The organism is Thermomicrobium roseum DSM 5159 (assembly GCF_000021685.1).
Lineage (GTDB): Bacteria > Chloroflexota > Chloroflexia > Thermomicrobiales > Thermomicrobiaceae > Thermomicrobium > Thermomicrobium roseum.
On record NC_011961.1, the window covers coordinates 496,959 to 522,433 of the forward strand.

The 25,475-nt window shown below is 65.1% G+C and carries 20 protein-coding genes; 10 read left to right on the forward strand and 10 right to left on the reverse strand.

All coding sequences use genetic code 11. From position 1 onward, the window contains the following. Positions 1-18 precede the first annotated feature (18 nt). Positions 19-2,118, forward strand: a complete 2,100-nt coding sequence (locus tag TRD_RS11485; RefSeq protein WP_012642819.1) for a vWA domain-containing protein — start codon at positions 19-21, stop codon at positions 2,116-2,118. Between the two features lie 9 nt (positions 2,119-2,127). Next, the gene (locus TRD_RS11490) at positions 2,128-2,493 is read left to right on the forward strand and encodes a hypothetical protein (protein ID WP_143714796.1); all 366 of its coding nucleotides are present in this window, start codon (positions 2,128-2,130) and stop codon (positions 2,491-2,493) included. A 3-nt stretch (positions 2,494-2,496) separates the two neighbouring features. On the opposite strand, the gene TRD_RS11495 is transcribed toward TRD_RS11490, so the two are convergent. Then, positions 2,497-3,276 (reverse strand): lipoate--protein ligase family protein, encoded by a 780-nt coding sequence (locus tag TRD_RS11495; RefSeq protein WP_012643033.1) that lies wholly within the window; start codon positions 3,274-3,276, stop codon positions 2,497-2,499. Then, a complete protein-coding gene (locus TRD_RS11500; RefSeq protein WP_012642880.1) occupies positions 3,273-3,560 on the reverse strand; it encodes a lipoate-protein ligase small subunit in 288 nt (95 codons plus the stop codon). Before TRD_RS11500 ends, TRD_RS11495 begins: the two co-directional genes overlap by 4 nt. 205 nt (positions 3,561-3,765) lie before the next feature. On the opposite strand from TRD_RS11500, the gene TRD_RS11505 reads away from it, so the two are divergent. Continuing rightward, entirely contained in the window at positions 3,766-4,305 is a 540-nt protein-coding gene (locus tag TRD_RS11505; protein WP_012643226.1) for a YIP1 family protein, read from the forward strand. A gap of 118 nt (positions 4,306-4,423) precedes the next feature. Here TRD_RS11505 and TRD_RS11510 read toward each other — a convergent pair whose 3' ends face one another. Continuing rightward, a complete protein-coding gene (locus TRD_RS11510) occupies positions 4,424-5,263 on the reverse strand; it encodes a carbon-nitrogen hydrolase family protein (RefSeq protein WP_012642565.1) in 840 nt (279 codons plus the stop codon). 286 nt (positions 5,264-5,549) lie between these two features. On the opposite strand from TRD_RS11510, the gene TRD_RS11515 reads away from it, so the two are divergent. From TRD_RS11515 to TRD_RS11535, 5 genes are all read left to right on the forward strand, one after another. After that, positions 5,550-6,059, forward strand: coding sequence for a hypothetical protein (locus TRD_RS11515; protein WP_012642769.1), 510 nt, complete (start codon positions 5,550-5,552; stop codon positions 6,057-6,059). Between the two features lie 64 nt (positions 6,060-6,123). Continuing rightward, positions 6,124-7,311, forward strand: coding sequence for a hypothetical protein (locus tag TRD_RS11520; RefSeq protein WP_012642872.1), 1,188 nt, complete (start codon positions 6,124-6,126; stop codon positions 7,309-7,311). 561 nt (positions 7,312-7,872) lie between these two features. After that, positions 7,873-9,924, forward strand: a complete 2,052-nt coding sequence (locus TRD_RS11525; protein ID WP_012643214.1) for a hydantoinase/oxoprolinase family protein — start codon at positions 7,873-7,875, stop codon at positions 9,922-9,924. After that, entirely contained in the window at positions 9,921-11,522 is a 1,602-nt protein-coding gene (locus tag TRD_RS11530) for a hydantoinase B/oxoprolinase family protein (protein ID WP_012643177.1), read from the forward strand. The genes TRD_RS11525 and TRD_RS11530 overlap by 4 nt, the downstream gene beginning before the upstream one ends. 306 nt (positions 11,523-11,828) lie before the next feature. Continuing rightward, positions 11,829-13,274, forward strand: a complete 1,446-nt coding sequence (locus tag TRD_RS11535) for a hypothetical protein (RefSeq protein ID WP_012642517.1) — start codon at positions 11,829-11,831, stop codon at positions 13,272-13,274. 19 nt (positions 13,275-13,293) lie between these two features. Here the strand turns inward: TRD_RS11535 and TRD_RS11540 are convergent, their stop codons facing one another. Continuing rightward, positions 13,294-14,040: a DUF554 domain-containing protein gene (locus tag TRD_RS11540; protein WP_041437316.1), complete on the reverse strand. Its 747-nt coding sequence runs from the start codon at positions 14,038-14,040 to the stop codon at positions 13,294-13,296. A gap of 184 nt (positions 14,041-14,224) precedes the next feature. Between TRD_RS11540 and TRD_RS11545 the strand changes: the two genes are divergently transcribed. After that, positions 14,225-15,358, forward strand: coding sequence for a VIT1/CCC1 transporter family protein (locus tag TRD_RS11545; RefSeq protein WP_012642386.1), 1,134 nt, complete (start codon positions 14,225-14,227; stop codon positions 15,356-15,358). Between the two features lie 47 nt (positions 15,359-15,405). Here TRD_RS11545 and TRD_RS11550 read toward each other — a convergent pair whose 3' ends face one another. The 3 genes from TRD_RS11550 to TRD_RS11560 all read right to left on the reverse strand — a co-directional run bounded on the left by TRD_RS11550 (position 15,406) and on the right by TRD_RS11560 (position 18,550). Beyond that, the gene (locus TRD_RS11550) at positions 15,406-16,800 is read right to left on the reverse strand and encodes an FAD-binding oxidoreductase (protein ID WP_012642510.1); all 1,395 of its coding nucleotides are present in this window, start codon (positions 16,798-16,800) and stop codon (positions 15,406-15,408) included. A gap of 130 nt (positions 16,801-16,930) precedes the next feature. Next, entirely contained in the window at positions 16,931-17,890 is a 960-nt protein-coding gene (locus TRD_RS11555) for a glycosylasparaginase (protein ID WP_012643150.1), read from the reverse strand. 9 nt (positions 17,891-17,899) lie between these two features. Next, positions 17,900-18,550, reverse strand: coding sequence for a PRC-barrel domain-containing protein (locus TRD_RS11560; protein WP_012642763.1), 651 nt, complete (start codon positions 18,548-18,550; stop codon positions 17,900-17,902). Positions 18,551-18,950: 400 nt separating this feature from the next. On the opposite strand from TRD_RS11560, the gene TRD_RS11565 reads away from it, so the two are divergent. After that, the gene (locus TRD_RS11565; protein WP_052294133.1) at positions 18,951-19,784 is read left to right on the forward strand and encodes a potassium channel family protein; all 834 of its coding nucleotides are present in this window, start codon (positions 18,951-18,953) and stop codon (positions 19,782-19,784) included. On the opposite strand, the gene TRD_RS11570 is transcribed toward TRD_RS11565, so the two are convergent. From TRD_RS11570 to TRD_RS13930, 3 genes are read right to left on the reverse strand one after another with little or no spacing between them, the layout of a single operon-like run. Continuing rightward, on the reverse strand, positions 19,689-22,868 hold the full coding sequence (locus tag TRD_RS11570) for a DNA polymerase III subunit alpha (protein WP_012642612.1): 3,180 nt from the start codon (positions 22,866-22,868) through the stop codon (positions 19,689-19,691). The genes TRD_RS11565 and TRD_RS11570 overlap by 96 nt on opposite strands. Positions 22,869-22,882: 14 nt before the next feature. Continuing rightward, complete coding sequence (locus TRD_RS11575; protein WP_041437318.1) at positions 22,883-24,133, reverse strand: DinB/UmuC family translesion DNA polymerase; 1,251 nt, start codon at positions 24,131-24,133, stop codon at positions 22,883-22,885. Continuing rightward, a complete protein-coding gene (locus tag TRD_RS13930; protein ID WP_012643219.1) occupies positions 24,081-25,154 on the reverse strand; it encodes a P-loop NTPase family protein in 1,074 nt (357 codons plus the stop codon). Before TRD_RS13930 ends, TRD_RS11575 begins: the two co-directional genes overlap by 53 nt. Positions 25,155-25,475 lie beyond the last annotated feature (321 nt).

Here is a 25,475-nt window from a genome sequence, read left to right on the forward strand (position 1 = left end):
AGCGCCAGGAGGTGCACCGTGGCCGGTACGCCGAATCGTTTCCGCTACAGTCGCTGGGACGGGACCCAGGAGATCGCTGCCTTCACGGCCGAGGAGTTACTCGAGGCGATGGCCGATGACCTCCTGGCCGAAGGAGACGTCAACCGAGCGCTGCAACGACTCTTCCGTTGGGGAATGGATCGCCCCGATGGGCGGATGCCTGGATTCCGCGAACTCCTGGAACGGATTCGTCAGCGACGCCAGCAGCTACTCCAGCGTTACGATCTCGGCTCGGTTCTCGACGACCTCAACCAGCGCTTGGACGAGGTGATCCAAACGGAGCGAGCCGGGATCGAGCGACGCGTCCAGGAAGGACGCGAGCGGCTCGCTCGTGCTCGAGAGCGTGTTGCACCGGTGTCCGAGGCAGGAGAGGAAGGTCAGACGCAGTCGAACGAGGGGGAAACCGGGGATGATGCGCCGACCGATCCGGCGCTGCAGCGCTTGTTGGAACGGATGGCTCAACAGAAGCTGGCCTTCCTTGATCAGCTGCCGGCCGATCCCGCGGGGCGCATCCGCGCGCTCAGCGACTACGAGTTCATGGACCCGGAAGCGCGGCGGAAGTTCCAGGAGCTTCTCGCCTCGCTGCAGCGGCAGGTACTCGAGCAGACATTCCAGGGACTGCAGCAGGCGATTCAGAACGTGACCCCTGAGGCGCTCCGCGAACTACGGCAGATGCTCCGGGATCTCAATGAGCTCTTGCGAGAGCACGCGCAGGGCGGTCAGCCCGATCTGGAGCGCTTCAAGCACCGCTGGGGACACTACTTCGGTCGCGATTTCAATAGTGTCGATGAACTGCTCGATCATCTGGCGCGCCAGATGGCAGCGGTCCAGAGCCTGCTCGATTCCCTGCCGCCCGAGATGCGGCAGCAGCTCGAGCAAGCGCTCGAAGCAGCGCTGCGCGATCCCGAACTGCAGCAGGAACTCCGCCAGCTCGGCCGGCTTCTCGGGCAACTCATGCCTGAGAATCCCTATCGGCAGGCGCAGCCGTTCAGTGGGAGCGAGGAGCTCACGCTGAGCCAAGCGTTGCGGCTCATGGAGCAACTACGTGAGATGCAGGACATCGAGGAGCAGCTGGAGAGTGTCCGCGATTGGCGCGATCTCGGACGAGTCGACCTCGAGCGACTGCGCGAGCTGTACGGTGATGAGCTGGCCGCGCAGCTCGATGCGCTCCGTCAGATCACACGTCTTCTCGAGGAGGCGGGGTATATCCAGCGAACACGCCGGGGCTATGAGCTGACGCCCCGCGCCATCCGACGGATCGGGCAAAAGGCGCTGCGCGAGATCTTCCAGCATCTCAAGCGAAATCGCTTCGGCCAGCACCAGATCGAGCGGAGCGGTCGCGGCAGTGAGCCGCTGGAGGAGACCAAGGCGTACGAGTTCGGGGATCCGTTCCTCTTGCATCTGCCGCGGACGGTCATGAATGCGATCCAGCGGGAGGGGCCGGGGACACCGGTGCGGCTGCAGCCAGCGGACTTCGAGGTGTTCCGGACCGAAACAGTGACCCGGGCCGCGACCGTACTCATGGTCGACATGAGCCGGTCGATGCTCTACAACGGCTGCTTTCTGGCAGCCAAGAAGGTCGCTCTGGCGTTGGATAGCCTGATCCGCACCCAGTTTCCCCGCGATGTGCTGTACATTATCGGCTTTTCCTACTTGGCCTCGGTCCTCGAGCCGGAGGAACTTCCGCACATCACCTGGGACGAGTACAACTACGGGACGAACATGCAGCATGGCTTCATGCTGGCTCGACAGCTTCTGGCTCGGCACCGTGGGGGGACGCGGCAGATCATCTTGATCACCGACGGGGAACCGACGGCCTACTTCGATGGCGAGCAGGTGCGGTTTTCCTATCCGCCAACTTACCAGACCTTCCAAGAGACGCTGAAGGAGGTCGCTCGCTGCACGCGAGAGGAGATCGTCATCAACACGTTCATGTTGGAGCGGAGTCCTTATCTGGCGAGTTTCGTGAACGAGATGACGCGCATCAACAAAGGTCGTGCCTTCTTTGCGACGCCGGATCATCTCGGCGAGTACATCGTGATGGACTATGTGGCGAACAAGCGTTTTCGGTTGCGGTGAGGAAGAAGCATGCTGCGGAGACTGACGGGACGAGGCTCTGCATCGCCTTCCGCGCCGGACGGCGAGGGAAGCGTGCCCCATGTGGAAGCTGAGGTCTTCCAGGCACACGCGACGAGTTCGACCGGTGAAACACTGGTCTACCGGTACGAGGACATTTTGCGGGCTGTCGGCCGCTTCATCGACGAGGAGCAGCTCACCGACGTGGTGATCGTGCAGACGGAGACGGGTGTCCTGGTGCGGGGCATGCGGCGACCCCATGCCGGGACCCGTCTGGCTTCCACCTTCTGCGAGCGACTATTCAGCAAGGCAGAGATCGCAGCGATCCTGGAAGAAGGTCGCCGGCGACGGGGAACAGGCTCGAAGTTGTTCCAGTAGCCCTCAGGGCAGGATCGCTGTCCACTCCCACGTTCCAAACTTGGTCCGGACGAGTTCGCGGGCCTCTTCGATCTCTTCGGGAAGGAGCATGCCTTCCTCGAGGCCGTGTCGTTCAGCGAACGTGCGGATGAGGTGTTCCTGGATCACCTCGCGCGGCAGATCGGTCTGCTGCCGCAATGGGGCGACTCGCTTGGCTGCGCTCGGCACTCCTTTGTCGCTGAGTTTCTCGCGTCCGATGCGGATGACGCGCGGAACCTTTTCGGGATCGATATCGTAAGCCATGGTCGTGTGATGCAAGACGGCTCCATAGCGGCGGGCTTGCGCTGCACCGCCGATCTTGCCACGCGCTGAAGCGATGTCGTTGATCGGCTGGTACCAGGCATCGACGCCGAGTGCCCGCAACGCCTCGACAACCCACCGGTCGAGAAAGGCGTACGATTCCTGGAAAGACATCCCGGCGACCAGTTCCGGCGGCGCGTAGATCGAATAGGTGATCACTTTGCCGGGCTCGGTCAGCATGGCGCCGCCACCGGTGATGCGGCGGACGACCGTGATTCCGTATCGCTCGGCCTCGGCGAAATCGACCTCGTTGCGGAGCGACTGGAAGCGACCGATCACGACCGCGGGGGCAGTCCATTCCCAGAAGCGGAGCGTGGGAGGCCGCTCGCCAGCTCCGACTCGACGTGTCAGCACCTCGTCGAGTGCCATCTGCAGCGCTGGATCGAACGCTTCCCCAGCGATCAACTGCCAGCGGTACCGCTTCCAGCGTTCCAGCTCGGTCATTCGATCGCCCTCCGGGTCGCTCGTGCGACGGCTTCGGGAGAGAAGCCGAGCAGTTCCAGGCCGTCACCGAAGCGTTCGAGTGCACGCTGGATCCGCTGGGCCAGTTCCTCCTCGCTGGCATCGACCGGTGCGTCCTCCAGCGCCTGCGCGATCGCATCGAGCGCTTCGGGCGGCTCCAGGAAGAAATCGCCCGTCACCTGCACGTGGTGCAGTCGACCATCGATCACCTCGCAGTCGACTTGCACGAGCTTGCCACCAGGTGTCTTGTACTCGCCGTGGCGCATCGGGCGCTCCTGGCTATTGATTCGGGGCAGCGCTGCCCGACCTTCAAGTGTACGCGAGGCACGCGGGACCGGGGCAGGAGCCGAGAGGTCGACACGACAGTCATGATTTCGAGACGGAGCGTTGCCGAATCAGATCTTGACGTGCTCTATCTCCTGTACGAAAATGGCTTCGGAGTTCCGGAGAAGAGAGCCGAAGGAGGAAAAGATGGTGCAGGCTGGTGTGATCGAGCGTGCTCTCGGTGCGGCGCGGTTGGATGCGAAGGCCTACGAGAGTGTCGAGCGTGACGAGGCAGCGACTGGTACCGCGCTCGCCATCGTGGTCCTCTCAGCGATCGCGAGCGGGATCGGAAATCTACGGGATGCGGGCATCCTCGGACTCATCGGTGGGGTGATCTTCGGCGTGATCGGGTTCATCCTGTACGCGGGGATCGCTTATTTGATCGGGGGTAAGCTTTTCGCGACGAGCGAAACGCGCGTGACACTTGGCCAGCTCCTGCGCACGCTCGGCTTTGCCCAGGCGCCGGGTGTCCTCTACGTCCTCGGCCTCCTACCCGGGGTGGGTGGCTTGATCCGTTTTGTCATCGGCATTTGGATCCTGGTCGCGAGCATCATCGCGATTCGTCAGGCCTGCGACTTCTCGACTGGCCGTGCGATCCTGACGGCGTTCGTTTCCTGGATCGCGTACTTCCTCTTCGTGGTGGTGCCAGCCGCGATTCTCGGCGCGCTCTTCGGTGCGCTGACCTGATGCGAGCGCCTCTGGAAGGTCGGCGCATCTGTCTTGGACTACCCGGGAAGAGCGCGTGGGCTGGACCGGGCGAACTGGTACGATCGGTCCAGCCCACGCAGCGGGTCTCTCACCCGGTTCAGCGTGTCAGAGCGAGACTTCCATAGGTTTCCGGTCGGCGATTGGCCAGCGACGGTAGCTGGGCTCGTACTTCGCGGAGATAGGCGAAGTCCAGCGTCGTGACAACCACACCGACACGATTGATCGCCTCGGCGATGACGGTTCCCCAGGGGTCGGCGACGAGGGAGTGGCCATAGCACTGTTGCCCTGGATCGTGTGGGCCGATCTGCGCTGGGGCCGCAACGTAGCACTGGTTCTCGATCGCTCGCGCGCGTAGCAGGGTGTGCCAGTGGTCCTTACCGGTGTAAAGCGTGAAAGCGGCAGGGACGAGGATCAGTTCGGCTCCGTCGAGTGCGAGCAGGCGATAGAGTTCGGGGAAGCGCAGGTCGTAGCAGATGGTCAGCCCGACTACGTGCCCAGCGACTTCGGCCGTTACCACCCGGTCACCGGGCAAGATGGTCGCCGACTCGTTGCTGGTCACGTTACCGGTGAGATCGACGTCGAAGAGATGGATCTTGCGGTAACTGGCGATGATCTCGCCGTCGGGCGCGAAAAGAACACTCGTGTTGTAGTACTTGCCGGGGATGGCCGAGCGCTCGAGGATCGAGCCGCCCAGCAGATAGATGCCGTAGCGACGGGCGAGCGCTGCGAACCGCTCGGTGGTCGGACCGGGAATCGGCTCGGCGTTCGCTTCGTGGAGTTCGCGGGGTCCGAGAAAGTTGACGTACTCGGGCAGAGCGACGAGTTCGGCCCCTTGCCTGGCCGCTTCTTCGATCAGCCGTTCAGCGACGGCGAGGTTCTCGCTCTTGTCCGAGCGGGAGTTCATCTGGACCAGACCGATCCGGAGAAGGTCGCTCATGGCGGTCTCCTCTCTGCTTCGTCGAGCGATCCACTCGCCGCATTGTACTGCGGAAACACGGTACCTGTGCAGTGCACAGGAGGACGGTCGCTGACTCGCTCACGGCACGGTCGTGTGCGAAAACGAGCATCGCTGCGAAAGGTCGGGAATCGGGCGCGACGTTGGCCGCTGTTGGCAGGTGACGTGAACAACTGATCGGGTTCGATCGCACCTTCTGGAGACTTGACAACTCTCTCTCTGCTACCTTGAGTGTGGCAAGTCGACCAGCTACGGAAAGGATCGCCTCATGCGACATGCTCGGCAGGCTTTGTTCCTCGCGCTCGTCGCCGTGCTGGTGACAGTCACTGGAGCGAAGGCGCTCGATGCCGATTCCCCCGAGTATGCCCTGCGCGATGCAGCCGGGAACAATTTTCGTTCGATTGCCCGCGTGCGGCATACCCCATACAGCGACCACATTCTCGTCCAGTCGTTCGGTTTGCGGGTCAACGTCATGACAGTCGGCCATCGTGCGGTCTGTGAAGACTATCGCTGGACGCGCTCGGCGCCAGCCCCGTACAACGGGCGGTTCTGGGACAACGGGGCGCCGTTTCCTCTGTACTACTGGAATACGCCGCAGTGGACGTACGAAGCCTTCGGGCAGCGCATGTACTGGGGTGGACCGAACACGCCTGTCTGGATCGAGCACACGACGAGTGGTGAGGATATCTGTGGCAGTTCGGCAGGCCTCTTGCGGGCAGCTGGTATCAAATCGTACCGGTGTCCGACGTACTGGTACTGGCGGGCGATGACCCGATAGGAGGTGTGCCATGCATCGGGGCGGGTGGAGACAGCGTGCAGCAGGGCGGTGGAGCGTCGCCGCGATGGCGATGCTTCTCGCCGTACCGCTCGTGCTCGGGTGCGGCCCAGCTGAGAGTCCTCGCGCGACCGGGTTGCCGGTCGAAACGCGAGCGAGCGGCATCCGCATTCGCTTGACCGACGTGCAGGCGCGGCTCATCGGCACCGTCTTGCGCCTGGAGCTGCGACGTGAAATGGCCACGCGGCCCAGCGAGACGTTCCTCCCGATCACCGCCGAGATGCTGGACGTGACCGGATTCGTCGGTGACGAGCGTCTCTGGGGAAGTCTCGTGAGCTATCCGGAACGGGACGGCTGGCTTCCGGTCGACCTGCTCGTGGGCTACCGGCCTGCCGAGCCTGGAGAGGCCACCGTGACGATCGAATGGCTGTTGGTGGCACCAGAATCGGGGTTCAACGGTAGCCCGCGCCGGATCGAGGGTCCCTGGACCTTTGTTCTCCCGAGGAGCGTCTTCGATCGAGCGGCTGTAGCGCCGACCGTGTTTGCGGTGGAGCGCGAGATAGCGACTGACCACCCTGACCTGCGGATCGTGCTGCACCGTCTTTTGTCCAGCCAAGCCGGCACCGGCATTGTCTACCGGCTCGAGACCGGAAAGCTGGGCCCTTCGAATGTCCTCGAAAATGGCCTACGGGTGCGCTTGTCCAACGGGGGACTGATGGAAGCCTCGGGTGAATGGCCACTGCCCGACGGGTCACGCGTGGCGGAGTTCCCGCCGCTGGGCGAGCAGACACGGGCGTTCGCGGTCGAGTGGTACCCTTGGGTCGTCGCGCACCCCGAACCGGTTCGGATCGAATTGGACTTGAGCCCACTCTGGGCAGTGCCAGAGGGGGCGATCGTCCCGCTCGGGACGGCGTTCGAGTTGGGCGGTGAGCCACTCACGGTGACGAGCGTGCAGCGCCGGGGCGATGAGATGGTGCTGGTCGTGCGGAACCAGCTCGACCCGGAAGCGCGCCGGCGACTTCTCGTCGGACCGGTCTGGGAGGGCATCGTTCTCCGAGCGGACACGGGCAAGGTCTATCGCAACATCGGTGGGAGTACAGGATTGGAACGGGACGAGAGAGGCGGTGTCTTCGCCGGAGCTTCGACACTCGAGTTCGAGCTTCCACCGGTGGGCACGCAGCGCGTGTGGCTCGAAGTTCCGGTCACTGGACGGCTCGTCCGTGCCCCGGCGGTAACACTCGCCCTGGACGAGTGAAGAACGGTGAACGAGAGGTGTGGTTGCGAGCGCCGGCATTCCCGGCAACGTGGAAGCGATCGTGATCCCGGTGTTCCCGGGTCGATCGCTTCCCCCGCTCGCTGGACAACGAGCGAGTCGTGCAGCCGGTCAGGTTGGCGAGCGACACAGGCCACTGAACCTTCTCAGGCGGTCGGCAGGCTGGTGCTGCTGCCTTTACTGGAGTTCGGCCCTACCATCCCAACGGCTTTCCCCATAGCACGTGGTAGCCACCGAGAGCTTCCATCGATGTTGCGTCTATCTTGGAAGCCAAAGTCGCACGTGTACCTTTCTCCCCTGCTTCTTCTGACCGTGCGGTGAAGAGAAACACGTTCCATTTCTTTCCCGCAGTACTCCCGATGGGGGCACTCGCTCACGTGCCAGTGATCGACGGGGCCGGGCCGTTGAGAGGGAGCAGGTATCCATCTGGACGGATAGCATGCACGTTCCACGTGCGTTCGGGGCGACAGACCTGTACCATAGCCAGCTGTGCTACCGTGGGTCAGGTTCTGGGGAGTATGTCGTCACAGCGAGGGAGCGGGCATGGTTCGGGTCGGTGTCGATACCGGTGGGACCTTTACCGACTTCGTCGTCCTCGAGGGCACTAGTTTTCGTCTCCACAAGGAACCGTCGACTCCGGACGACCCGGCGCGAGCGATCGTGCGTGGACTCGAGCGTCTCGGCGTCCTTTCTGCGTTGCGCGAACTCCTGCACGGTTCGACGGTAGCAACGAACGCGATCCTGGAACGGAAGGGAACCCGTACCGCGCTGGTGACGACAGCGGGATTCCGCGACGTGCTGGAGATCGGCCGACAGAACCGGCCACGGCTCTACGATCTGCGGCAGACGAAACCCCCGCCGTTGGTTCCGCGGGCGCTCCGTTTCGAAGTGCGCGAGCGCCTGGACGAGCGCGGTGGCGTGCTCGTGCCGCTGGTTGACGATGACCTGCACAGCGTGGTGGCAGAACTCCGGGTGGCAGGCGTGGAGTCGGTCGCGGTCTGTCTTCTCTTCAGCTTCGTCAATCCCGAGCATGAGAAGCGGGTTGCGGAGTTCCTGCGCGCACGAGGGTTCCTCGTTTCGGCATCTCACGAGATCTCGCCGGAATATCGCGAGTACGAGCGAACGTCGACGACGGTGCTGAATGCGTTCGTTGCCCCCGTAATGGGACGGTATCTCGAGCGGCTGGCGGCGAGTCTTCCCGCCGGCTGTGCGCTCGACATCATGCAATCGAATGGCGGACTGGTGAGCGCGGCGGTGGCTGGGCGAGAGGCGGTCCGCACCATTCTGTCCGGACCGGCGGCCGGAGCGATCGGGGCACGCGCCGTCGCTGCCCGGTCCGGGTTCTCGCGCGTCATCAGCTTCGACATGGGTGGAACCTCCACCGATGTCTGCCTGATCGATGGGACGCCCAGCGAACGCAGCGAAGGCGAAATCGCTGGTCACCCCGTTCGGGTCCCGATGCTGGACATTCACACGGTCGGTGCCGGGGGTGGTTCGATCGCGTGGTTCGATACCGGTGGTGTGCTGCGGGTCGGACCGCAGTCGGCGGGAGCAGTGCCGGGGCCAGCGGCGTACGGGCGGGGTGGGAGCGAACCAACGGTCACTGATGCGGCTGTCGTCCTCGGGTGGCTGCTTCCGGATGCCTTTCTGGGTGGGGAGATGCGGCTCGAGGTGGATCGAGCGCGGGATGCAATTGGTCGAGTGGCGCGCGTGCTGGGCGCGCGGCTCGAGGAGGCGGCCTGGGGAATCCTGGAGGTGGCGCAGGCGAAGATGGTGGGAGCGATCCGGGTGATCACGGTCGAGCGCGGGAAGGATCCGCGGGAATACGGGTTGGTGGGGTTCGGTGGAGCGGGGCCGATGGTGGCGTGCCTGCTCGCCTCCGCACTACATATCCCGTATGTGCTCATCCCGCCGCATCCCGGCACGCTCTCCGCTCTCGGTCTGCTGACAGCTGACCGACTGCGTGACTACACGCGGAGTCTGATGCTGGAGGTGAGCGAGCCTGCTGCGACGTCGGCCGTCAGCCAGGCCTTCGCCGCACTGGAGGCCGAGGCACTGCGTGATGCTGCGGCCGACAGAACCACGCCCGACCAGCTGCTGTTCCACCGTGCCCTCGACATGCGGTATGCGAGGCAGTCGTACGAGCTGACGATTCCCTACCAGTCTTCGCTGGCCGAGACCGTGCGCGCCTTTCATACCGCGCATCAGGATCGCTATGGCTATGCCATGCCTGGTGAACCGGTGATGGTCGTTTCGGCGCGCCTGCGGGCCAGTGCGCCGAGCCCAGCCGAACTTCCACCACCAGAACCCATTACCGAACTGTGGGCACCTAAAGCGATCGATGAGCGGGTCGTCTTTTTCGGTACCGACGATCGCGTCGCGCCGCATCGCGTGCCGCATTACCGGCGAGAAGAACTCGGCCCCGGAGCGCTGCTCGTCGGTCCGGCACTGGTGACGCAATACGACAGCACGATCGTGATCCCACCTGGTTGGCGGGGATTTGTCGACGGCGGAACTTCGATCGTCCTCCGCCAGCGGGGTGGTGGGGTGGACCTGCTCACTGGGAAGCACCACGACTCGGAGGCCGGACGATGAGCGGTGAAGCACGCGTCGATCCGATCTCGCTCGCTGTCTTCGCGGCCGCGGTCAGTGCGATTGCCGAGGAGATGGGAGCCGCGCTGCAGCGCTCGAGTTACTCGCCGAACATCAAGGAGCGGCTCGATTTTTCCTGCGCCATCTTCGATCCAGCTGGACAGATGCTCGCGCAGGCGGCCCACATACCGGCACACCTCGGCTCGATGCCTGACTCGGTGCGTGCGGTCATCGAGCACTGCGCTCCCTTCGCGCCCGGCGACGTCGTCGTCCTGAATGATCCCTATCTGGGAGGGAATCATCTCCCGGATATCACTATGGTCACCCCGGTCTTTCTCGACGACAGCGGCAGCGTACTGCTCGGCTATGTGGCCAATCGTGCGCATCACGCCGATGTCGGCGGTATCAGTCCAGGATCGATGCCGATCGCGACCGAGCTGTACCAGGAGGGGATCATCATTCCGCCGATCAAGCTGTGGCAGCGTGGTCAGTTGAATGAGGCAGCGCTCGCTCTCATCTTGCGCAACGTGCGCACTCCGGAAGAGCGTCGTGGTGACCTGCTCGCCCAGTACGCCGCGAACCGTACCGGTGTACGACGGGTGCGCGAGCTGGTCGCTCGTTATGGATTCGCGTCGTACCAGGCGCTCTCGGCGGCACTCCTCGACTACGGAGAGCGCCTGGCCCGAGCCGCCATCTGCCAGATCCCTCCCGGTTCGTACTCTTTCACCGACTATTTGGACGACGACGGTGTGAGCGAAGAACCCGTCGCGATCACCGCGACGATTACCGTCGATGGCGAGGTGCTGGAGGTCGATTTCACCGGAACGTCCTCCGAGCGACCCGGGAGCATCAATACGGTCGAGACCGTCACCAAGTCAGCTGTGTATTATGTGTTGCGCTGCCTGATGCCGGAGGATGCGCCGATGAACCACGGCGTCTTCCGGACGGTGCGGGTGATCGCACCGGTGGGTACGGTGGTCAACGCCCGACCGCAGCGGGCAGTCGCCGGAGGCAACGTGGAGACGTCACAACGGATCGTCGATGTCCTGTTCGGCGCACTGGCGACGGCGTTGCCCGATGTCATCCCCGCGGCGAGCCAGGGTACGATGAACAACCTCACCATCGGCGGTCGGGATCCGCGCACTGGTACACCATTCGCCTACTACGAGACGATGGGCGGGGGGATGGGAGCACGTCCAGGACTGGATGGACTGTCCGGTGTTCACGTCCATATGAGCAACACCCGCAATACGCCGGTGGAGGCCCTGGAATACGCTTATCCCTTGCGTGTCGTGCGGTATAGCATGCGTGACGGTTCCGGGGGGCGCGGTGCCGCCCGGGGCGGAGATGGACTCGTCCGCGAACTCGAGTTCCTGACGAGCGCCGAGGTGACGTTGCTGACCGAGCGTCGGCGTTTTGCGCCCTGGGGATTACAGGGTGGCGAGCCGGGTGCGACCGGACGGAATCTGTTGATCACGCACCTGCCGGACGGTCGCGAGCAGGAAGTTCCTCTCCGAGGGAAGCAGCGCCTGACGGTCCGTCCGGGGGATCGTCTCCGCATCGAAACGCCCGGGGGCGGTGGCTGGGGCACCCCGCACTGATCAGGTGCGCTCGCCGTCCGGGGAAGTCTCCCAGTTCGTCCCTCCCGTGTGACCTCACCACCGTCGTTCTCGCTCGGGCGGGATCGGTCGTGTCTGCTCGACCGTGGTTCTCCCTGTCTGCCTGTGCCCGAGCGGCGCTTCTCGCAACCTAGGAAATGCGCACATACCTCTCTCCCGACCGGACCGGCCGATTTAGGACCGGAGTCATCTCCCCACAGCGTGCTCCGCTCAGGTACACCGAGTACGGGGGCGGTAAGCAGGCGCTGAGGGGCGGGGAGGGACTGGCAACGAGAGGGGACGGCGAGGATGCTCAGTGGGGCACGCTACACCGGTGAGCCGGCACCGCAGCGGCCGCCCGCCTGCCCGTACTTCCGCTTGCTCGTCGATCCGGAGGCCCATGCGCTCTCGCTCGGCGAGCAGCGGGTGTGCGCAGCCGATCATCGGCCACTCACCGATCTCGCCTGGCAAGCATCGTATTGTCTCGGTTCGTTCGATCAGTGTCCACGCCTGCGCCTCGCGCGTGGTGAGCCGGACCCACAACCGGGTTCGTATCTGCTCGATCTCCTCGCTTCGCAGCGAGCCTGGACTCCAGCTGGGATAGGCAGTGTGGGGCCAACTGGGGGAACGGCTCCCGCAGCGGGCGCATCTTTGGTGGGCTCCCGGACGGGACCGACTGTGGCCCTGCGGCAGCGACTGATCGAACTCACCCGTCGACCCTTGGTGGTGGCCGTGCTGACCACCGCACTGCTCGGCGGCTTGTGGGCTGGCATCGCCCTCGCCAACTCGCTGGTGACGAACCGACCGGCGGTCGATGCTGGGCAGAGGACGGTCACCAGCGCTCCAGCTTTTACGCTCCGGACCGATCGGCCGGCGCCGACGCCGACTCCATTACCAGCTCCGGCTCAATTGCCCGGGCTGCCTGTGCTCTCGGCGAGCCGGGCCAGCACGCCGACGCCAACACCGGTTCCGCGTCCTTCGCCGACTGTCACCCCGACCCACGAGCCGATGCCGACGCCTTCTCCTGCACTCGCATCGACTCCCTCACCGGCAGTTGTCGCCCCGAATGCACCAGTCGTTCCGCCGCGGACAAGCCCGCCATCGGTGACTCCAACCCCCGTTCCGCACCCGGAACCGACGCCGGAAGCGACGCCGGCGGTGTGGCCCTGGCCGTCAGTCAGTCCGCCGGTTGCGGCTACTCCGGTGCTGACGGCGACGCCGTCGCCCACCCCGTCGCCGACCCCCGATCCTTGGCGAGATTTACCGCCGATGGCCCGTATGGGGCAGCCGGTGCCGGTCGCGAGTATCGGTGGCGTCCTCGGAACGCTCACACCGTATGCCTTCGCTGGGAACAATCTGGCGGGAGCGGCACCGGCAGATTCCGATGCTGTCGCGCACCTTTCCCTTCCAGCGACTGCCGCTGTTCTCTACGGAACGCAAAGCGGTGCCTCGCAAGGCCGCATCTGGTTGAATCCGTCCAGTTCGGTGCAGCGACTCGTGCTGGTCGCCGAAGGGATGACCAATCCAGGATCGCTCGCGCCGGTCCTGCGCATCGGCATCAATGGCTTGACGGTCTGGGAAGGTGTGAGCCCCTTCCCGCATGGCGAGTGGGGAACCTTCGCCTGGATGATCGACAAATCCCAGCTCCTCGCCGGTTCGCAATTGACGATCTCGCTTTCACTCGCCACTCCGGGAGACTACGGTACCGAACCGTGGGTGGCTCTCGCGACTGTCACCGTGTACGTCGACTCCTGAGGGAGCTACGGGCGTACGGTCAGCTCAACCAGCGAGCGAGCGCGGAGACGAATGGACCCAGCACGAGCGCGGGCAGGAACGAGGCCACGCGTACTCGCCCCAAGCCGAGCAAGTTGATGGCGATCCCGATCATCATGACGCCGCCGACGCCGGTCACCAGGAGGATGCGAGGGTCGTTGGCCGGATCAGGGAGCATTTGGGCCAGGGCACCAGCGGCGAGCGAGACGCCTCCCTGATACAGGAGGATCACAAGGATGGAGAACCCGACGCCGACCCCATAAGCACTGGCGAGTGCGACACTGGAGATCCCATCCAAAGTCGCCTTGATGACCAGCAGTGTCGCGTCACCGGTCAGGCCATTGTTGAGCGAGCCGATCAGCGTCATCGGTCCCACGCAGAAGAGCAGGCTCGCGGCAACGAATCCTTCGGTGAAGGAACCGCCACCACCCACACGTCGTTTGATCCAGTTTCCTAGCGTTTCGAGTCCCTCCTCGACGCGCCACCACTCGCCGAGCAGTCCACCCAGCACGAGTGTCACCAGTCCGAGTACCACACCATCGAAACGCCCGACCGTTGCCTTTCCGAGACTCCCTGCCATGGAGAGCGCGATGAAGACGGTCGTGAGGCCGACACCTTGGACAGCGATTCGTTGCATTCGTTCCGGCAAGCGACCGTGGAGAAGGAGACCGAAAGCGGTTCCGACTGCGACTGTCGTGGCGTTGATCCATGTGCCGCTGGTGCGTGACCAGAAATCCACGAACTCCATCACCGCCCCATTATTCTGTTGACCGTACTAACCCTCTTCTTTGCGCTTCAGTGATCTGCCACTCCCTGCCGTGCGATACCGGCAGGGTGAGTAGAGTGGCTGCTCGCCTGAAGCCAGAGCCTACCGCACCGGACCGCCTCATGGTAGTGTCAGCCGCGACGGGCGAAAGGGAGCATGCGCAGCGATGACCGACGCACACGATGCGATCGCTCGCTATCGAAAAAATCTCCAGGACGAGATCGACAGCGCTGCGTTGTATCGAGGCCTTGCTGAAGCTGAGCGATCGCCGGAACTCCGGGAAGTCTTTCTGCGACTGGCCGCCATGGAGGAGGAGCACGCCCGATTTTGGGAACAGAAACTCCGCGAACTCGGTGTGCCGGTTCCCCAGCTCCGCCCAGGCTGGCGCACGCGTGTCCTCATCGCGCTCGCACGGCATTTGGGAGCAGCGCTGGTCCTCCCGACGGTCACTGCACGGGAATGGGCTGACCAAGCTAAGTACGATGCGCAACCCGAGGCTGCGGTAACTGCGCTGCCGGCGACCGAGCATCAGCATGCGCGCTTGCTCCAGTTGATCGGGCGTGAACGGCCGAGCGGCCTCCCCGGGAGCTCGCTGGCCATCTTGGAAGGCCGTCACCGTGCTGTCGGAGGAAACGCGCTGCGCGCTGCTGTGCTCGGTGCGAACGACGGACTCGTGTCCAACTTGAGTCTCGTCATGGGGGTGGCCGGTGCTGACCTGGCTCCCAAGGCGATCCTGCTGACCGGAATCGCTGGTCTCTTGGCTGGCTCGCTTTCCATGGCGATGGGCGAGTGGCTCTCTGTGCAGAGTGCGCGGGAACTCTTCGAGCATCAGATCCGGATCGAGCGGGAGGAACTCATCGCGTTTCCGGAGGAAGAGCGCGAGGAACTCGAACTCATTTACCGTGCGAAGGGAGTACCGGCTGACACGGCACAGGAACTCGCCGATCGCCTGATCCGCGAGGGTGCACCCGCACTCGAGACGCTCGTCCGGGAGGAACTGGCGATCGACCCCGAGGAGCTGGGCGGTTCGGCTTGGGAAGCCGCAATCGCGTCCTTCCTGCTCTTCTCGATCGGAGCCATCGTTCCCGTCCTGCCGTACATCGCCTGGGGCGGGATACCGGCAGCAGTAGCGAGCGTCGTGCTGAGTGGACTGGCCCTGTTTCTCCTCGGAGCTGGCATCACGGTCATCACCGGTCGCAGCGCACTTCGCTCCGGGTTGCGGCAGGTGCTGATCGGGCTGGCAGCTGCGGCGATCACCTTCGGCGTCGGGCGACTCTTCGGCGTCGCCCTCGCTGGGTGACCAGCACGCGCCCGGGCACAAGAGGCTGCCCGGGCGCACAGGGTGGGTCAAGCTGGCCGGATGTTTTGATTGAGGCGGAAGAGGTTGTTCGGATCGTACCGTCGCTTGAGTTGGCTCAAACGCTCGTAATTCGGGCCGTAAGCAGCACGCACGCGTTCGTTCCCCTCGTCACCGAGTTCGTTGACGTAGACGGCCTTCGGCAGAGCAGGCAAAGCGCTCCAGGCTCGTTCGATCCAAGTCCGGTTCGTATCATCGTCGGCCGGGTCACGCCAGATCGCCAGGGCGGTCACAGCCCAGGGGCGGTTGCGATGCGCGAACGCCGTGGCTTCCATTGGAATGGCAGTGACTGCACCACCGAGGCGAACGAACAGGACGAGACTCTGCGGCGACGGTGCCTCCGCGTAGGCAGTGGCCAGCGGTTCGATGACGAGCGGATCGAGCGTGTCGAGGAAGTTGCCGCGACCGTAGTAGCGGAGCCCCGGCGCCGCAACCTGGTCCAGCATGCGTTGCAGCGCGGTGTAAGGTACCCGTACGGTCTCCTCGAAGACAGGAGTTCCGAGACCGCGGAACGGTGCGAAACTCTGCGCTGTCAGCTCGCTGGATGCCGTCGACACGAGCGTCAGTGCAGCGACCGGCATGCCTTCCGGTGTCGTCAGGAAGGCGAAGGTCGCCGAAAGACTCGGTGGGCTCGCTTCCAGAAGCTTCTCGGCTTCCGAAAAGACCTGTGCGGCAACTTCGACCGGGAAAGCCAACTGGTAGACGGAGACCTCCGGTCCGACCGGCTGCAGCCGGAAGGTGAAAGAAGTCGCAACACCGAAGTTTCCGCCGCCACCGCGGATCGCCCAGTAGAGATCGACGTCAGCGTCCGGTGCTGCACGCCGGAGCGTGCCATTAGCCGTGACGATGTCGGCACTGACGCGGTGATCGATCGTCAAGCCCACTTGCCGTGCCAACCACCCCATCCCGCCGCCGAGCGTGAGACCAGCGATACCGGTGTGTGAAATCTGCCCTCCGGTCACTGCGAGACCGTGTTGCTGTGTCGCCGCGTCCAGGTCCGCCCAGCGGAGTCCAGGGCTGGCCATCGCGAGGCGCCGAGCGGGATCGACACGGAGATGCCTCATCGGAGCGAGATCGAGCACGATTCCACCGTCGCACGTCGAGTGACCAGCGAAACTGTGACCGCCGCCCCGCACAGCCAGTACTATCTCGTGCTGCTGAGCGAACGCTATCACCTGCTGGACGTCCTCGATCGTCTGGGCGGAGACGATCAACGCGGGGTGACGATCGATCGTCCCGTTCCAGACGGCACGAGCCTCGTCGTAGCCGGCATCACCAGGAGTACGGACATTACCCTGGAGAGCCGTACGGAACGCATCGAGAGCACTGGGATCGAGTGCCCGTTCTTCACCGTGCCAGGTATGGAACACGTTTCGGTGGGACATACAGCACCTCCTGTGCGATGCAGCTGGTCTAGGCCACCGGTGCGACTCCGCACGCCCACGTTCGGGCGGCTCATCGGAGTGGACCACACCCTGCCCACCGAATCCTGGCCAGTGGCGATTCAGCGTGTGTTCATTCGCGGAGCGGCACGTGCAGGCGAGGCCGTTCCTCGTACGTCTCCATGTCGATCGTCTGGACGACGTACGTCGCCTCCGGCGACGTCGATGCCGCACTAACGTTGCCGTCACGATCCATCGCGACGATGTTCATGACGGTATCGGCCTCGGCATAGGGATCGTCCAGGGCGCGGAGATCCAGCATCGCCTGGCGGAGTGCATCCTCGAGGGTGAAACCGAACCGCAAGTACATGACGACGCTGTGCGCGGTCGCACAGCGGATCGCCATCTCTCCACGTCCGGTACAGGCTGCTGCTCCGTACCGGTTGTCCGCGTAGTTACCGGCACCGATGATCGGTGAGTCGCCCAGACGCCCCGGCCACTTGAAACCCCATCCGCTCGTCGAGACCGCACACGCGATGTTGCCAGCGAGGTCGCGCACGATCACGTTGGTCGTACCGAAGAGCTCGCGGTGAAGTAACTCGCGCCATCGCTGGACGACCGACATGTAGAGCTGGTACCGATCTTCGTAGACATTGTGCTCCGTCCTCCGCTCCCCATGGATCACGGCCCGCCAGATCGCCTCAGCCTCCGGTGTGAGGAGATTCGCGGGCTGGAACCCATGGGTGCGCGCGAAGAGTTCGGCGCCCTCACCGACGAGCATGACATGCGGCGTACACTCCATGATCCGGCGGGCGACTTCGATCGGGTGCGGGTAATGCTTGAGTGCGCCGACTGCACCAGCAGCGAGCGTCCGACCGTCCATGACGCTGGCATCGAGTTCGACTTCGCCGAGGATATTCGGGATACCACCAGTTCCGACTCCCTGGTCGCAAAGGTCGTCCTCGACGGCTTTCACCGCAGCGATCGCTGCCTCGAGGGCACTGCCGCCGCCCCGCAAAATCTCGATAGCTCGCGGGAACCCGACCGCAGCGTTGCGGCTGCCGACGACGATACCGCGGATCTCCTTCGGCATCTTACCCCCTCAGCGTTCCGTTCCAGTCGCCCCGTGGGCTGCGCGCTCGAACTCGTCACGCCACCAGCGGAGATACAGCACACCGTCGTCAGCGCTGCTCACGGCATCGACCGGGATATCGAGATCGTGCGGTGGAAGGCCGTACCGGACGCGGACGTGGAGGAGCCTGCCGCCGGGAATCTCGGCACAGAGGTCGTGCAGGTGTGCGACTCGTTCTCCCTCAGCCGTGATGACCGTGGCGCCACGGTGGAGCACCGCGTTGGCCTGGTCGATGGTCCGCACAATCTCGCCGAGTTCGATCACCTCGGGAGATGGCGGCGGTGGCTCATAGAGGGAGGCTGGTGGCAGCCAACCGGGAATGAAGAAGGGGCTCGCACGTTCTCCGGTCAGCTGCCAGGCTGCTTGGCCCGTGTAGAGTTCGCGGTGAAACTCCGGGAGCTGATCGAGTTCGCGGCTTGTGTAGCGAAGGATCAGGCGCGTGCCGGTTTCCTCCCGTGCGATCGCATCGAGCGGTACGACGAGACTATGCCGGAGAATCAGCCCGCGCCGGATAACCAGCGCGTTGACCCGCAGTCGCTGCGGATCGATGAGAAGCCACTCGACTGTGCCAGCTTCCTGTCCGTCACGAGTCCAGAGCCGATCACCGAAGCAGACGCGCATGCTCTCCCTCCCCGCTCCGCCGATGTGCTGCCCATTCTAGCGGGGATCACGCTGGCGGAGAAGGGGGACGCACGCGGAGAGCGCCCGCGAGCATCGTTGAGGCGAGACAGCGCGCATGCATCTGAGGAGTCCAGCGAGTCACCGGATCGCTTGTTCGCGGAGAAGATCCCTTGAGAAGACCGATCCGGGCGAGGCGGCCGTCACGGGGATGCCGTCAGCGTCTCCTTTTTGGGCATGACTCGAGAGGAGCGGAGGCCGCTGGAGGGCATGGTGAGCTGGATGCATGCCGGACGAGGCTCCGCGAGTTCGTGGCGTGCTGATCGCTGCGGGACAGGCGTGGAAAGTGTACGATTGGAGCGCAGCACGTGAGGTCAAGCGAGCAGGTGACAGGTGAAAACCCATGCAGCGGTTGCGACGGTTCGCTCCGTGGTTGTACGAGGGTGGCATGGCCGCCTTGGCGATCATCGCCGTCTGGCTGCTGACGCTTCCATCGACGCCGGCAGTGGAAAGGGCCAGCCAGGCAATCTGGGTGGTCTTCGTTGCTGATTATGCCTGGCGTCTCGCTCGAGCGCGCGATCGGCGACGTTTCATGCGGGAGCACGTGATCGAGCTGGTCGCGATCCTGCCGTGGGACTGGTTCAGGATCGCGCGCGTTCTGCGGTTGGTGCGGCTGCTCCGGGCGGGCATCTGGTTCTGGCGCGCGACCCAGGAGCTGCGCGCCATTGCCCGCCAGAACGGGCTCGGCTACGTCCTCGTGACGGCGAGCGCGTTGGTGGTGCTGGGTGGCCTCGTCCTGCGTCTGGTCGAGCCTGGTATCCAGAGTTATGGAGAGGCGCTTTGGTGGGCGATCGTGACGGTCACGACGGTCGGCTACGGGGACATCGCGCCCCGCACGCCGGCTGGTCGAGTGGTCGCCGTCGTGCTGATGCTGGTCGGGATCGGTGTGATCGGGATGTTGACGAGCAGTCTCGCCAGTTACTTTCTCGGGGCGCACCAGCGAGCTGGACATCCCACGATCGAGCATATCCGCGAGTGGCTGGCTGACTGGGAGAAGATGAGTCGAACCGAGCGTCGCCAGCTCGCTGCGTTGCTGTGGATTTTGGCTGACGAGAACGACCTGCCGCCCGAGCTCGCACGGTCAGCGGAAATCGTGCGAGAGGGTGCGGACGCGAGTCGGTTGCGCGCTGAGCGGCCGGCCGAGCGGACGCACTTCCTCAGCGACCAGGCTCGCTAATGCTCCCTCGCGTTCGACGCGCCCGTCGATCACCAGCACCGGTTGCCGACGAAGCAGTGCGCGGTGCTGTTCGCGCACGGGGGGTGGGACGATCACGTTGACGAGCCCTGTCTCGTCCTCGAGCGTGAGGAAGAGAACGCCGCGTGCGGTCGGTGGTGCTTGCCGGCAGACGACCAGGCCGGCGACTCGTGCGGTCGCTCCTGGTGGCAGCGTGCGGAGTCGTGCGGCTGGGGTGACGCGGAGAATTCGCCGTTGGGCACGATAGAGCTCCATGAGATGCCGGTCGAGGCAGAAGCCGAGAATGGCGTAGTCAAGGAAGGTCTGCTCGACTGTGTCGAGTTCGGGCAGCCTGACCGCAGGTTCCGAAACGTCGAGGAGGCGAGGACGCTCCGGGCGCTCGGTCGCGACGGCGAGCAGATCCCACAAGAGTTCGCGCCGGCTGCGATCAGGTGCCAGCCGATCGAACGCGCCGACGAGGACGAGCGCCTCGACTTGCTCCGGGGTGAGTTGCGCCCGGCGGACGACGTCCGCGGTATCCCGGAAGGGTTCCTCGCTCCGCGCGGCGACGATCCGCTCGGCGGCAGCTCGACCGACTCCGCGCACCGCGGTGAGCCCGAGGCGCACCGGACCGTGGACGGGATCACCGGTGAGGGTTGAGCGTGCCGCGCTGGCGAGCACGTCCGGTGGGAGCACGTGGATACCGCGTCGCAGCGCGTCCCAGATCAGGACTTCCGGTGCATAGAAACCCATCGGCTGGTTATTCAAGAGTGCACAGAGCAGTGCAGCCGGGTAGTGAGCCCGCAGCCAGAGTGTCTCGTAGGCCGTGCGGGCGAGTGCAGCGGCATGGCTCTTGCAAAAGCCGTATTCGGCAAAGGCGGCGATCTGCTCGAAGATCCGCTCGGCCACTGGCCGCGCTACCCCGTTCCGCTCGGCACCGGCCAGGAAATCGCCGCGCAGCGCCTCCATCGCGGCGCGCGAGCGCTTGCTCCCCATCGCCCGGCGGAAGGCATCGGCCTGCCCAGCCGTCATCCCGGCGATCGCCATGGCGACCTCGAGGACCTGTTCCTGGTAGAGAATGACGCCGAGCGTCTCGCGCAGGATCGGCTCGAGCTTGGGGTGGAGATAGCGGACCGGCTCCAGCCCGCGTCTTCGCCGGATGTAGGGATGGACCATCCCGCCCTGGATCGGGCCTGGCCGGATGATGGCGACCTGGGCGATCAGGTCTTCGAACCGTTCGGGATGCGTTCGCGGCAAACTCTGTTGCTGAGCGCGACTTTCGACCTGATAAGTACCGATCGTATCGGCAGTCTGCAGCAGACGATAAACGGCCGGATCATCGAGCGGTAACTGCTCGAGATCGATGCGGAGCCCGCTCGCCTGCTCGATGAGCTCGATCGCCTGATGGACGACCGAAATCGCCCGGACGCAAAGCACGTCGGTCTTGATGAGCCCAGCCTCCTCGATGTCCCGCTTGTCCCAGCCGAGCACGACACGGCCAGGCATGCGCGATGGCTCGACGGTGGTGAACTCGACGACTGGACGGCCGGCGATCACCATCCCCCCGACGTGGACCGAGAGGTGACGAGGGATGTCCTCCAGTTGCGGCACCAGGCGAACCAGCCAGGCAAGCCGGCGACGGAGGTCGGGCGAGAGGCGCGGCGCCAGCGCGCGGGCGAGTACCGGAAGTGCCTCGCCGAGTCGCCCCTGGCTCTTAGCCAGCTCATCGATGATCTCGGGCGGCAAGCCGAGCACCCGACCGAGGTCACGGATCGCGCTCCGCGCCTGGAACGTGACGTAATTACAAACCATCGCGGCATGCTCGACCCCGTAGGTGGCGTAGACGTAGGCGATCGCTCGCTCGCGATCTTCGAGGCCGAAATCGATATCGATATCCGGCATCGATGGGCGTTCCTCATTGAGGAAGCGCTCGAAGAGCAAGCGATGGGCCAGTGGATCGACTTGTGTGATGCCGAGGCAATAGGCGACGAGCGAATCGGCTGCTGAGCCGCGACCTCGGCCGCGGAAGCGATTGGCGAGATCAGCGCAGATGAGAAAGAACTCGGCGACACCGAGCCGCTCGATGACGCCGAGCTCGTGCTCGAGCTGGCGCACGACCGGCTCGCTGAGCTGGCCGTAGCGGCGCTGTGCTCCCTCGTACGCCTGGCGCCGTAAGACCTGCATCGGTGTCTCGCCGGGTGGTACGAGGTGAGGCAGGGGCGGAAAACGAACCTGCCGGAAATCGAGCGAGACCTGGCAGCGCTCGGCGATCCGCCGCGTGTTGGCCACAGCGTCGGGGAACGAGCGGAACCGGTGTGCCATCGATGCTGGAGCGACGAGCCGGTACGCTGCCGATGTCTTGCGCGCGGGATGTGGCGTCTCGATCGTGATCCCTTCCCGGATGCAGACGAGGACGTCTTGGAGCCGCCAGCCGGCTGCGTCCAGGTAGTGCACGTTTCCGGTCGCGACCAGCGGTAAACCCGCAGTGCGAGCGAGCGCAGCCAGTTCGGTGCAGCGCTCGCGATCGCCGCGCTCCCCGTGGTCCTGGAGTTCGACGAAGCAACGCTCCGGACCGAAGACGCGAGCGAGCCAGTGGGCACGAGCGAGCGCGTCCGCTCGATTCCCCTCTGTCAGGGCGCGTGCGAGTGGGCCCTGACGGCAACCGGTCAGAACGATGAGGCCATCGTGGTGGTCGACGAGCCAGTGCCAGGGGAGCGCGACGGCTCGCCGCGCGGGCGAGCCCGCGAGCGCGGTGTCCTCGCTTCCCGGCCCCTCGGGCGTCGGCCAACCGAGTCGCGCCGCCGAGAGGAGGCGCGCCAGCGTCGCATACCCGCGTTCGTCCTCCGCCAGGAGCGCGAGGTGGCTGCCGTCTTCCATCGTTATCTCGGCGCCGACGATCGGGTGGATACCGACTCGCTCGGCAGCGCGGACGAAGCGCACGACACCGTGGAGCGCATCGTGGTCCGTGAGCGCCAGGTGCTCGTAGCCGAGCGCGGCTGCCTGCTGGACCAGCTGTTCGGGATGACAGGGTGCGTCGAGGAGCGAGAAGCAGGAGTGAGCATGGAGTTCGGCGTACGGTGCGCCCATCCTGCGCCCTCACCTCAATCGAGTCGTCCGACGAGTCGCCAGGTCGGACGTTCGGACGCGCCATCGCGTGCGAGGTGGTCGCGGGCGAGCAGCAGCCGCTGGCCATCGGCCAGCTCGACCCACACCGTCCGACGATGGCGTTCCACCGGCCACCAGAGATCGAGCCGCTCGTAGAGGCCACCCCGCACGATGGGTATCCAGCGCTCACCGAGCCAGAGCCACCAGCCGCTCGGGCGACGCGCCAGTCGCACCGGCTCGCCGTGGAATGGATGCGCGGCGAGGCGGGTCATACCTTGGACACGCCAACGGAGTTCCGGAAGCGGAGCCACGGGCACATGCTCGAGGATGCGAACGACTCGCCCACGAGCGAACCGCTGCGCGGCCTGCCAGAGACGCTCGCGTTCGGCGGTTCGTGCTGGTGTCTCGTCGAAGAGTGCTGGCTGGCTCGCGTGCACGGGCGCATGTTCCTCGACCGTGAGACGGAGCAGCACGATCGGATGAACGACGGTCATACCGGCGAGCAGCGACCAGGCGACGGCAAACAGCTCAGGCGTTGTCCGGAGCGGCTGGGGTAGACGACGGAAGCGCGCGACCGTCCGATCGGCTTCCTCGACCAGTTCGAGCTGGATACTGCGAGCAGCGTGAGCGAGCGCAGCGAGCCCATCAGCGATCTCTCGGCAGAGCGAACGGAGTACCGGCTCCAGAGCATCGTGCGTTGCGATCGGCGGCTCGAGCGCTCGCTCAGCGCGAAGCGGAACGAGCGGCGTCCAGCCGCGGAACGGAGTCGGATCGTCTCCATGGGCCAGGCGATGGGCAAGCACGATGTCGGCTCCAAAACGCCGACGGAGGCTCTGGAGTGGGAGATCAGCGAACTGGCCGATGGTCACGATGCCGAGCGCGCGGAGCCGATCCTGGACGCGAGACGGCAACGGAAGCCACTCGAGCGGCAACGGGCGGAGGAAGGCTCGTGTCTCCAGTTCCGGGACCACGATCACCTCGTCCGGGGCCGCGAGCCGGGCAGCCAGCCGAGCGACCCAGGGAGTCGCGGCGATCCCGATCCGGCCAGTTCCGGCAGCATGCGCGACCGTGGCGAGGACCGCTCGTCCGTACCGCTCCTCGTCACCGTGCTGGAGCCGGATACCACTCGCATCGAACCAGACTCCCCGCTCTTCCTCGTCTTTCTGGATCGCCGGCGTGAGCGGAGCGAGGAGTTCATCGAGCGGTCGGTGCGGCCAGCGATCGATCGCCAGATAGCCAACGGACACGGATCTCCTCCTCCAACTGTGACCAGAGCGACGGATCACTCTGGAGGCGCACAGCTGCCCGCTCACGAGTTCGCCCGAGGACGGTTTCAGCGAAAACCAGACCGAGCGAATGCAAGCGGATGACGCCGAGCGCCAGGCCGAGATCGATCCGCTCGAGAGCCACACGCACTCCTTCGCGTAGGCACAACTCGATCGGTACCGGTGGATCGCGCGGTGGCCACAGCGGGCCACGTTCGATACGGACATGGACGCGCAAGCCCTCGGGTAACGCTTGCGCTGCGAGCGGCCCAGGTCGGACGAGCTGCGTGAGCGGCTCGAGCCGGAGTCGTACCTGCGCAGTGGCGAGCGCGGGTGTGTCCACTCGATCGCGGACGACGACGAACGCCGTCGGCAGACCGCGCAGGAGCGGACGGAGCTGGCGGAGGCCGCGGTCGAGTGCCGACCGCAGCGCGAGATGCGGTGGGAGATCGAGCACGACGAGGTCGAGCGCTCCGGACAGCACGAGAAGACGAGCGAGTTCGAGGGCCTCGGTGACGGATTGTGGGAGCGCGACGAGGAGATCGAGGACAGCAACACCCCAGTGGTGCAGGCGGTCGAAGTCGACGCTGTGTGCCGCATCGAGGTAGGCGACCCAGCCACCAGCACGCTGGACGGACCGAACGAACCAGCCCGCGAGCGTCCGCTTGCCGGAGTAGGTTGGGCCAGCCAGCTCGATCAACCGGCCGCGAGGAAGCCCACCGCCGAGTGCGAGATCGAGACCGAGGAGATCGGTCGAGAGGAACCGCGGGCTCGTGGTCGAGCTGGGCGGCATCGCCGATCGAACCGGAGCAGCGCTGAACGCCAGGCATGCCGGATCGAGCAACACGTGCGAGCCGAAGCGCTCGGCGATGAGCTGGCGAAGCCAGGCGATCCGCTCGCGCCGGGGATCGTCCGCGCCGCCCGCGTGCGCAACCTCCGGAACGGAGCTTGCCTCGCTTCGGCGGGTGCTCACTCCTTGGCCAGCGCTTCGCGATACCGGCACGTGTCCCCCTTTCCGTGCCGAAAGTCGCACATGCGTTCGTATGCATCATAGTCGAACACCTGTTCGCAGTCAAGAGTTGCCTCGTTGGCACAAGGAGAAGAAACCGGTCGCGTTTGCTTTGGGCTTCGTCAGGGGACGGCTGGTCAGCACGCGGTCGCTCGATGGGCTCGCTTCTCTCCGGCGCGTCGCAGCGCGTGATCAGGCGGGAAGCGGTGGGTCAGCACGCGCGTCCGCTTCATGAACTCGCAACACCGCGACCTCGTCTCGCGCCGATCATGAGCGAGACAACCATGGTTCATGCTGCGGTCGACACCAACGTCT

What these genes read in the sequence shown, in the direction of transcription:
- TRD_RS11550 (WP_012642510.1), bottom strand. Translation starts at nt 16,800, where the DNA reads ATGTCCCACCGAAACGTGTTCCATACCTGGCACGGTGAAGAACGGGCA.
- TRD_RS11560 (WP_012642763.1), bottom strand. Translation starts at nt 18,550, where the DNA reads ATGCGCGTCTGCTTCGGTGATCGGCTCTGGACTCGTGACGGACAGGAA.
- TRD_RS11505 (WP_012643226.1), top strand. Translation starts at nt 3,766, where the DNA reads ATGGTGCAGGCTGGTGTGATCGAGCGTGCTCTCGGTGCGGCGCGGTTG.
- TRD_RS11520 (WP_012642872.1), top strand. Translation starts at nt 6,124, where the DNA reads ATGGCGATGCTTCTCGCCGTACCGCTCGTGCTCGGGTGCGGCCCAGCT.
- TRD_RS11545 (WP_012642386.1), top strand. Translation starts at nt 14,225, where the DNA reads ATGACCGACGCACACGATGCGATCGCTCGCTATCGAAAAAATCTCCAG.
- TRD_RS11555 (WP_012643150.1), bottom strand. Translation starts at nt 17,890, where the DNA reads ATGCCGAAGGAGATCCGCGGTATCGTCGTCGGCAGCCGCAACGCTGCG.
- TRD_RS11530 (WP_012643177.1), top strand. Translation starts at nt 9,921, where the DNA reads ATGAGCGGTGAAGCACGCGTCGATCCGATCTCGCTCGCTGTCTTCGCG.
- TRD_RS11510 (WP_012642565.1), bottom strand. Translation starts at nt 5,263, where the DNA reads ATGAGCGACCTTCTCCGGATCGGTCTGGTCCAGATGAACTCCCGCTCG.
- TRD_RS11515 (WP_012642769.1), top strand. Translation starts at nt 5,550, where the DNA reads ATGCGACATGCTCGGCAGGCTTTGTTCCTCGCGCTCGTCGCCGTGCTG.
- TRD_RS11495 (WP_012643033.1), bottom strand. Translation starts at nt 3,276, where the DNA reads ATGACCGAGCTGGAACGCTGGAAGCGGTACCGCTGGCAGTTGATCGCT.
- TRD_RS11570 (WP_012642612.1), bottom strand. Translation starts at nt 22,868, where the DNA reads ATGGGCGCACCGTACGCCGAACTCCATGCTCACTCCTGCTTCTCGCTC.
- TRD_RS11535 (WP_012642517.1), top strand. Translation starts at nt 11,829, where the DNA reads ATGCTCAGTGGGGCACGCTACACCGGTGAGCCGGCACCGCAGCGGCCG.
- TRD_RS11540 (WP_041437316.1), bottom strand. Translation starts at nt 14,040, where the DNA reads ATGGAGTTCGTGGATTTCTGGTCACGCACCAGCGGCACATGGATCAAC.
- TRD_RS11525 (WP_012643214.1), top strand. Translation starts at nt 7,873, where the DNA reads ATGGTTCGGGTCGGTGTCGATACCGGTGGGACCTTTACCGACTTCGTC.
- TRD_RS11500 (WP_012642880.1), bottom strand. Translation starts at nt 3,560, where the DNA reads ATGCGCCACGGCGAGTACAAGACACCTGGTGGCAAGCTCGTGCAAGTC.
- TRD_RS11490 (WP_143714796.1), top strand. Translation starts at nt 2,128, where the DNA reads ATGCTGCGGAGACTGACGGGACGAGGCTCTGCATCGCCTTCCGCGCCG.
- TRD_RS11565 (WP_052294133.1), top strand. Translation starts at nt 18,951, where the DNA reads ATGCAGCGGTTGCGACGGTTCGCTCCGTGGTTGTACGAGGGTGGCATG.